Source organism: Microbacterium testaceum (assembly GCF_001476655.1).
GTDB classification, from domain to species: Bacteria; Actinomycetota; Actinomycetes; order Actinomycetales; family Microbacteriaceae; genus Microbacterium; species Microbacterium testaceum_C.
The window spans coordinates 1-7,625 of the sequence record NZ_LDRT01000171.1 but is presented as its reverse complement, the minus strand read 5'-3'; the positions used below and the strand labels follow the sequence as shown (position 1 = coordinate 7,625).

The following is a 7,625-nucleotide window of genomic DNA, read 5'->3' as shown; positions in this document are numbered from 1 at the left end:
CGCGGAGCCTGAGCCGGCGCGCGGCGCGCACAACTCCTGCAAAACCGCGGCTCCAGCACCCCGCAACCGCCCCCGGCACAGGTAATGCAGGAGTTGTGCGCGGCCCCGCGCTGCGGGCGCGGCCCTGCGGGCGCGGCCCCGCGACGTGAGCCGGACTTACCCGAACCCGCAGTCGCCGTCCAGCGTGTTACCGCGCGAGGCGTCGCATTGCGATGCGCGACAGGTCGTTTCGACGCGTGAATGGGCACCTCGCGGCGCCCTCCGACGCCGTCGTACCGTGACGCAACCCACCGGCGCCCCGCGCCGTCACCGCCCTTCCGAGGAGCACGTCATGACCACCACCGCGCCGGCCCCCGCCGACCGCACGGCCCCGCGCGCCGGGTCGACCGACAAGGTCGACCTCGGCACGATCGCCGTGGTCCCCACCCGTCACTGGTGGCGCTGGATCCTCAGCGCCCTGCTGCTGTTCGTCGTCGCCCAGTTCGTCTGGAGCCTCGTCACGAACGACCGGTACATGTGGGGCACCTTCGCGCAGTACTTCTTCTCCGAGCCGGTGCTCATCGGCATCGGGTACACGCTCAGCCTCACCGCGATCTCGGCGGTCGTCGGCTTCACCCTCGGCACGGTGCTCGCCCTCGGGCGCCTGTCGGCCTCGCCGCTGCTGAACGCCGTCGCGTGGGGCTACATCTGGTTCTTCCGCTCGGTGCCGCTCGTGGTGCAGATCATCGTCTGGTACAACCTCGGCTACCTCTACCCGACCCTGGGCCTGGGCACGCCGTTCACCACCGACTTCTGGATCGTCGAGTTCCCCACGGTGCAGCTGGTCAGCGCCTTCGCCGCCGCGATCCTGGGCCTCGGGCTGCACCAGGCGGCGTATTCGGCCGAGATCATCCGCGGTGGTCTCGTCTCGGTCGACCCCGGCCAGCACGAGGCGGCTGCGGCCCTCGGCATCCCGGCGTCCCGTCGCCTGTTCCGGATCATCCTGCCGCAGGCGATGCGCTCGATCGTGCCCAACGCGACGAACGAGGTGATCGGTCTGGTGAAGGGCGCCTCGGTGGTGTTCGTGATCGCGATCCCCGAGCTGTTCTACGCCGTGCAGGTCATCTACAACCGCAACAGCCGCGTCATCCCGCTGCTGCTGGTCGCCGTGGTCTGGTACACGCTCATCACCACCATCCTGAGCATCGCCCAGTACTACATCGAGCGGTACTACGCCCGCGGCTCGGCCCGCGCCCTGCCCCCGACGCCCGTGCAGCGGGCCCGCCGCTGGGTGAGCGCGCAGTGGGCGCGCCTGGGCGACGCACCGCCGGGGGTGACGGATGCCGCGCACCCGGCGCCCCAGAAGGGAGTCCGCGCATGAGTGCCACCACCACCGCCACTCGGGGTCTCGTCGAGATCCACGACGTCCACAAGGCCTTCCACGGCACCGAAGTGCTGAAGGGCATCGACCTGACCGTCGAACCCGGCGAGGTCGTCGCACTGCTCGGTCCCAGCGGCTCGGGGAAGTCGACCCTGTTGCGCACGATCAACCACCTCGAGACCGTGGATGCCGGATCGGTCACCGTCGACGGGGAGTTCATCGGCTACGAACTGCGCCACGGCAAGCTGCACGAGCTGCGCGAGCGCGAGATCCTGCGTCGGCGCACGCAGGTGGGGATCGTGTTCCAGAACTTCCACCTCTTCCCGCACCTGACGGCCCTCGAGAACGTCGTCGAGGCGCCGCTCGCCCTCAAGCGGCTGAGCAAGGACGACGCCGCCGAGCTCGCCCGCGGTCTGCTCGACCGCGTCGGACTCGCGCACAAGGCGGAGGCGTACCCGCGGCAGCTGTCGGGCGGTCAGCAGCAGCGCGTCGCGATCGCCCGCGCACTGGCTCTGCAGCCCAAGGTGCTGCTGTTCGACGAGCCGACGAGCGCACTCGACCCCGAGCTGGTGGGCGAGGTGCTCGACGTCATCCGGGACCTGGCGAAGCTCGGGACGACGCTCGTGATCGTCACGCACGAGATCGGCTTCGCCCGCGAGGTCGCCGACCGGGTCGTGTTCCTCGACGCGGGACGCATCGTCGAAGAGGGCACCCCCGACGACGTGTTCACGCGTCCGCAGCACCCGCGCACGCGCGAGTTCCTCGCGAAGGTGCTCGGCTGACCGGGCACCGGCGACCGGTGGCTTCGACGGGCTCAGCCACCTCCCGCTCACCGCAAGGTCCCTGAGCCCGTCGGAGGGAACGGAACCCCCAGCACACCTCGGCGGCTTCGACAAGCTCAACCGCCTCCCCACCCGAACCCACAGCACACCTCGGCGGCTTCGACAGGCTCAGCCACCTCCCCCGCCCCCGCGGCGCGACACCGGCGCCTCGGCATCCACCCCTCACAAGGAGACACAACGTGGCACTCAGCAAGAAACAGGGCATCGCGATCGGCGTCGCCGTCGTCGCGGTGGCCGCGATCGTCGGCGTCGGCTCGCTCGCGATCTTCAACCGCCCCGCCGAGGCGGAGGCCGCGGCCGCCCCGGACACCACCGTGTCGGCGAACCCCGACACCGGCGACATCCCCCGCATCACCGGAGAAGCCGTACCCGAGGCCGTCGCCGCCCTGAAGGCGAGCGGCTTCACCCCGATCGAGCCCGGCAAGCTGACGGTGGCGGTCGGCGCGTTCGTCCCGCCGCTCAGCTACCAGCCCGAGGGCACCACCGCCGCGACCGACGTCGCGGGCACCGAGCCGAATTTCGGCGAGCTGATCGCCGAGGGACTCGGCCTCGAGTACAACCCGGTCGTGGTCGCATGGGCCGACTGGCCGCTCGGCATCCAATCGGGCAAATACGACCTGATCACCTCGAACGTCACGGTCACCGAGGAGCGCAAGGAGCTCTACGACTTCGCCAGCTACCGCCAGGACCTGCTGGGCTTCTCCGTCCGCTCCGAGAGCTCGATCTCGAAGATCGAGCAGGCCGACGACATCTCGGGCCTCAAGATCGTGGTGGGCTCCGGCACCAACCAGGAGAAGGTGCTGCTGAAGTGGAACGAGGAGCTCACCGCCGCCGGCAAGGCTCCCGCCGAACTGAACTACTACGACGACACCGCCGCCGCGACGCTCGCGCTGCAGTCCCGGCGCGTCGACGCCACCTTCGACCCCAACGCCACGGCGGCCTGGGCCGCCCGGGAGACCGGCGAGACGAAGCTCGTCGGCATCATCCCCGGAGGATGGCCGCTCGCGGCCGACATCGCCGCGGCGACGAAGAAGGGCAACGGCCTCATCGAGCCCGTCAACCTCGTGCTGAACGCCTACATCGCCGACGGCACCTACGCGAAGGTGCTCGACGCCTGGGGCCTCGAGTCCGAGGGCGTCGACAAGAGCGAGATCAACCCTCCGGGACTCCCGAAGTCCTGACTCCCGCGCACGGCCCGGTCCTTCGGCGACCGGGCCGTGTCGTGCGCCGCGAAGAGAAGAATGGATGCCATGACCCCCGAGCCCACGTCGACCCTGACCATCCGCCTCGTCGAGCCCGCCGAGTACGCCGAGGCCGGTCGCCTCACCGCCGACGCCTACCGGCACAGCTACGACGGACTCACCGAGGGCTATCTCGCTTCACTCGCCGATGTCGCCGGTCGCATCGCGCAGGGTGAGGTCTGGATCGCGCTCGACGACGGGGAGATCGTGGGAACTGTGTGGGTCCCGCGGCCCGGCGAGCGCCTGTCCGAACTCGCCGCCGAGGGCGAGCTCGACTTCCGTCAGCTCGCGGTCGCCCCCGCCGCCCGCGGTCGAGGTGTGGGCGAAGCCCTCACCCGTCACGTCATCGACCTCGCGCGCGCTCGGGGAGCGCAGCGGGTCGTGATGAACAGCGGCCCCGAGATGCTCGGCGCACACGCGCTGTACCTCAAGCTCGGCTTCCGTCGTCTCACCGAACGCGAGTACCCGGTCGAGGTGGAGCCGGGGCGGTTCCTCGACCTGCGGGCGTTCGGGTTCGATCTCTGAGCGACGGCCTGGCCACCCCGTCCGTGTACGCGGTGGCCAGGATCCGAACGGGCACCCGTGTGCTTCCGTCGACATCGCGACGCGCCTCGCACCGCACCGGCGGCCTGCGAGACCGGATCAGCCCAGCCGATTGCCCTCCTGCGCCAGGGTCAGCGTCGCACGATCGACGACCGCGTCGAGACGGGCCTTCTCCAGCGCGAGATCGTTCTTCATGCGGCTCAGCTGTGCATTCTGGGTCGTCCGCGATCGCGCCATTCCGCCGCGGAGGGCCGTCCCGAAGGTGCCGCGGCCCACGATGTTCGCGATCGTGCGCCCCTTCTTGTCGACGGCGACGCGCTGCTCTTGGATCTGCAGGCGCACGTCGGCCGCCGCCGCGTTCGCCTGCTGCTTGAGCAGCCGGAGTTCCTGTGTTCCCGCGCGCAGCTCCCTCTTCGCACCCCCTGCATCGCCCTGGCTGGCACACGCGCGAGCAGCCGCCAGTGACGCCTGGGTGATGCGGTCGGCCTCGGCCGACAGCTCGGCGCAGTAGGTGGCGTAGTCCATGGTCGTGTCTCCTTCTCGATCGGATTCAGGTTCGGTGCTGTCGGGCGACGATGCCCACGGCCATGCGGTGGATGTCGGAGCTCAACGTCGTCGACGACGCCGTCGCCGTGGGGGTCTCGTCGGTCGCGATCACCGAGAGGGCCTCGGCGCTCTGAGAGCCGAGTCCCAGAGTGATGATCCGGACGCCCTGGGCCGCGAGACTCCGGGACAGCGCGACGGCCTCCCGCTCGCGCGGCCCCAGATCGCCGTCGCCGAACACCGCGATGACGCGGTCGTCGACGTCGAGCTGCATCAGCATCCGGCCCGCCTCGGCGAGAGCGGGAAAGACATTCGTTCCGCCCCCGTACCCTCCGGCCGCCGCGAGCCGAGCCCGCGCCGTCGAGGGATCGAACGAGGGCGCGGCCGTGGCCTGGACATCGTGACTCCACAGCACGAGACCCGTCTGATACCCGCCGTCGATGGCCTCGTCGATGAACGACTCGCACCCGCGGACCGCACGCTCGAGGTTCGTGACGCCGTCGCCGTCGGTGTACGTCATGGATCCGCTGACGTCGAGCAGGAGCACGACCGCACCGCCCGAGCGGAACCGCTCGGTCACCTCGGCCAGCCGAGGGCCCGGGGGCCATTCGGTGACGCCCTCCGCGGAGAAGGACTTCTTCATCCACCCGGTCATCGGGTCACCCCATCACTCTCAGGCTGCCGGCCACCGCGCGCTGCGCGCGCAGCTCGCTCTCGTCGAGAACGCCGTGCATGAATGCCTCCACGACGAGGGGACGGGTGCCGTCACCCGTCATCGCCTCGAGTGTGATGCGACCGTCGATCGAGACCGAGATGCGCAGGGCCACTTTCGTTCCCGCCGGGCCGGGTGGGATGTCGGTGATCTCTCCCTCGATCAGCATCCGGTTGTCCTCCACACGCGGTGACGCCTCGTTTCCGCCCTGCTCGTAGAGCTGGATACGCGCCCGTCGCTGGTTCGGGACGATCGTGGCGACGGCGTGTTCCTGCCGCACGATCGGAAGCGGGGCGTTGGCGTGCACGATGTGCACCACGTGCGGCGTCTCGCTGTACGGCTCCCGACTGGTGCACACGAGCACGCCCACTGACCGCGGGAGCACGGAGGTCACGCGAGCCATCCCCGCGGCCATGCGTCGGATGCCGTGCACGGTGATGGCGCGGCGATCCTGGCTGGCGAGCAGCTGCTCCGACAGGATCGCGGCACCGCGCGCGACGGCCCGATCGGGGTCGGTGAGCTCGACGTCGACACCGAAGTGTCGTGACAGGGCGTCGCGGACCATCGGCATCCTCGTCGATCCCCCGACCAGCAGGATCCGACTCACCGCCGGGGCGCCCGCTCGACGGGCGGCGTCCATCGCGCGCTCCGAGGCCGTGAGGGAACGCAGCAGGAGGTCGCGGGTCACCTCTTCGAAGCGTTCGCGCGTGAGCGTGATCGAGATGGTGCGACCGCGGAAGCGGATGCGCTCGGTCACGGTGAACGCGCCCGTCAACTGCCGTTTGACCTTCTCGGAGGCCGTCTCGACCGCCGCGATGACGTCCTCCTCGTAGCGGAGCTCGTCGCCGCCCTCGAGGGCGGCGACCTCCTCCCACAGAAGGTCCTGGATGCGTCCGTCCCAGTCCAGACCGCCCAGGTGCGACTCGCCGTCCACCGCCCACACGCGGTATCTGCCTCCTTCGAGTCCGACCACGGCCGCGTCGAACGTCCCCCCGCCGAGGTCGTAGACGAGCGACGTCGTCGCGGCGTCCGTCCCCCAGCCGTACGCGTACGCCGCGGCGACGGGCTCGGGCAGGAGTTCGGGGCAGTCGACCCCGGCGATGCGTGCCGCCGCGGCGGTCGCCTCCTTCTCGGCCACGCCGAAGTACGCCGGGACGGTGATCACGGCTCGCAGCTCGTCACGGGGCACGCGGAGCGCGACGGCGGCGTCCTCGGCGAGGCGCGTCAGGATGAGGGCCGAGACCGCCTCGGGTGTGAGCGTGCGTCCCGCGTACTCGAGGGGGTGATCCGTGCCCATCTTCCGCTTGATGCCCACGATGACGTTGTCGGGGTCGCGGGTGAGCAGCCGCTTCGCGTCGTCTCCGACCGTCGCCTCCCCGCTCTCCGAGATGTGCACGACGGAGGGGGTGAGCTCGCCCCCCGAGGCCGACGCGACGACCGTCTCGACGCCCTCCGACGAGTAGTGGATGACGCACGAATACGTCGTTCCGAGATCGATGCCGATACTGGTTGCCATCTGTGTCTCCCGCCCGCTCAGTCTTTGAGCAGAGAGCGCAAGGTCGTGTCGAGTGCGAGGTCGAGCGTCGTCGGCGCGAGACGGCGCAGCTCGTCGATCACCTCGGGAAGACCGACGAGAGGGATGCCACCGGGCCAGACGGTGCCCGGCGCGACCGAGCCGAGTCCCTGGTCCGTGGGGATCAGCACGACGCGAGAACGAACGGTGTGCCCGGGAAAGAGTCGGCGGAACCGCTCGTCCGCCATCTGCATGTTCTTGCTCATCCGGCGGGGCTTCTGGACCGTCTTCCCCGTCGGGTTGTCGCGGCACTGCAGGTACGCGCCGTCGTCGCTGAACCACGTCACGTCGCCGGACGCGTAGTACTTCAGGTCGAGCAGGACGAGCGTCGTTCCGCTGACGACGACGCAGTCGATGTCGGTCGAGAACACCGGGTCGGGACGGACGGGCAGGTTCGACGCGGGAAGGGCCACCGACCAGTAGGACGTGAACGCGTCGACCAGTCCGCTGACGCACAGCGCCTTGTAGAACCCGATCTCCCCGCGCTGTCCCGCGTGCCGCTGGGCGTCACCGAAACCGGCGCCGAACAACCCCAGCCCCGCGGCCCCGCGGACGTTCACGGAGATGGATGCCGGGACACCGGCGAGCACGCGCGGTTCGTAACCCGTCATCGCACCGCGGGCGGTCGCTCGCGGAAGGGCGTCCGCGGCGACGGGCGGCGGGAGCGGAACAGATGACGTGGTCGTGACGGGAGGAGGTGGGGTGACGGGCGGGGGGACCGGTGACCCGGGCGGCGTGCCGTACCCGGGGCTCGAACGCACCACCGGCCCGAAGCGCGTGGGACGACGGACGGGGTCGAACACGACCTCAC

8 protein-coding genes are annotated in these 7,625 nt (G+C 70.3%); 4 read left to right on the top strand and 4 right to left on the bottom strand.

Annotated features, from left to right (window positions below):
* Positions 1 to 331 precede the first annotated feature (331 nt).
* From NS220_RS17650 to NS220_RS17635, 4 genes are all read left to right on the top strand, one after another.
* Positions 332 to 1,360 carry an amino acid ABC transporter permease gene (locus tag NS220_RS17650; protein WP_058625295.1) on the top strand — a complete coding sequence of 343 codons (1,029 nt, stop codon included), beginning with the start codon at positions 332 to 334 and terminating at the stop codon, positions 1,358 to 1,360.
* Positions 1,357 to 2,142, top strand: coding sequence for an amino acid ABC transporter ATP-binding protein (locus NS220_RS17645; RefSeq protein ID WP_058625294.1), 786 nt, complete (start codon positions 1,357 to 1,359; stop codon positions 2,140 to 2,142). The genes NS220_RS17650 and NS220_RS17645 overlap by 4 nt, the downstream gene beginning before the upstream one ends.
* Before the next feature lie 239 nt (positions 2,143 to 2,381).
* A complete protein-coding gene (locus NS220_RS17640) occupies positions 2,382 to 3,383 on the top strand; it encodes an ABC transporter substrate-binding protein (protein WP_058625293.1) in 1,002 nt (333 codons plus the stop codon).
* A gap of 69 nt (positions 3,384 to 3,452) precedes the next feature.
* Positions 3,453 to 3,968 (top strand): GNAT family N-acetyltransferase, encoded by a 516-nt coding sequence (locus NS220_RS17635; RefSeq protein WP_058625296.1) that lies wholly within the window; start codon positions 3,453 to 3,455, stop codon positions 3,966 to 3,968.
* Between the two features lie 117 nt (positions 3,969 to 4,085).
* Here the strand turns inward: NS220_RS17635 and NS220_RS17630 are convergent, their stop codons facing one another.
* The 4 genes from NS220_RS17630 to NS220_RS17615 all read right to left on the bottom strand — a co-directional run.
* Positions 4,086 to 4,511, bottom strand: coding sequence for a hypothetical protein (locus NS220_RS17630; protein WP_058625292.1), 426 nt, complete (start codon positions 4,509 to 4,511; stop codon positions 4,086 to 4,088).
* A gap of 25 nt (positions 4,512 to 4,536) precedes the next feature.
* On the bottom strand, positions 4,537 to 5,184 hold the full coding sequence (locus NS220_RS17625; RefSeq protein ID WP_058625291.1) for a VWA domain-containing protein: 648 nt from the start codon (positions 5,182 to 5,184) through the stop codon (positions 4,537 to 4,539).
* A gap of 4 nt (positions 5,185 to 5,188) precedes the next feature.
* Positions 5,189 to 6,757 (bottom strand): Hsp70 family protein, encoded by a 1,569-nt coding sequence (locus tag NS220_RS17620; protein WP_058625290.1) that lies wholly within the window; start codon positions 6,755 to 6,757, stop codon positions 5,189 to 5,191.
* Between the two features lie 17 nt (positions 6,758 to 6,774).
* Positions 6,775 to 7,625 (bottom strand): nuclease-related domain-containing protein (locus tag NS220_RS17615; RefSeq protein ID WP_058625289.1); only part of this gene is annotated, 851 nt, incomplete at its 5' end.

Coding starts and splice junctions, on each gene's coding strand:
- NS220_RS17620 (WP_058625290.1), bottom strand. CDS start 6,757: ATGGCAACCAGTATCGGCATCGATCTCGGAACGACGTATTCGTGCGTC.
- NS220_RS17650 (WP_058625295.1), top strand. CDS start 332: ATGACCACCACCGCGCCGGCCCCCGCCGACCGCACGGCCCCGCGCGCC.
- NS220_RS17625 (WP_058625291.1), bottom strand. CDS start 5,184: ATGACCGGGTGGATGAAGAAGTCCTTCTCCGCGGAGGGCGTCACCGAA.
- NS220_RS17645 (WP_058625294.1), top strand. CDS start 1,357: ATGAGTGCCACCACCACCGCCACTCGGGGTCTCGTCGAGATCCACGAC.
- NS220_RS17635 (WP_058625296.1), top strand. CDS start 3,453: ATGACCCCCGAGCCCACGTCGACCCTGACCATCCGCCTCGTCGAGCCC.
- NS220_RS17630 (WP_058625292.1), bottom strand. CDS start 4,511: ATGGACTACGCCACCTACTGCGCCGAGCTGTCGGCCGAGGCCGACCGC.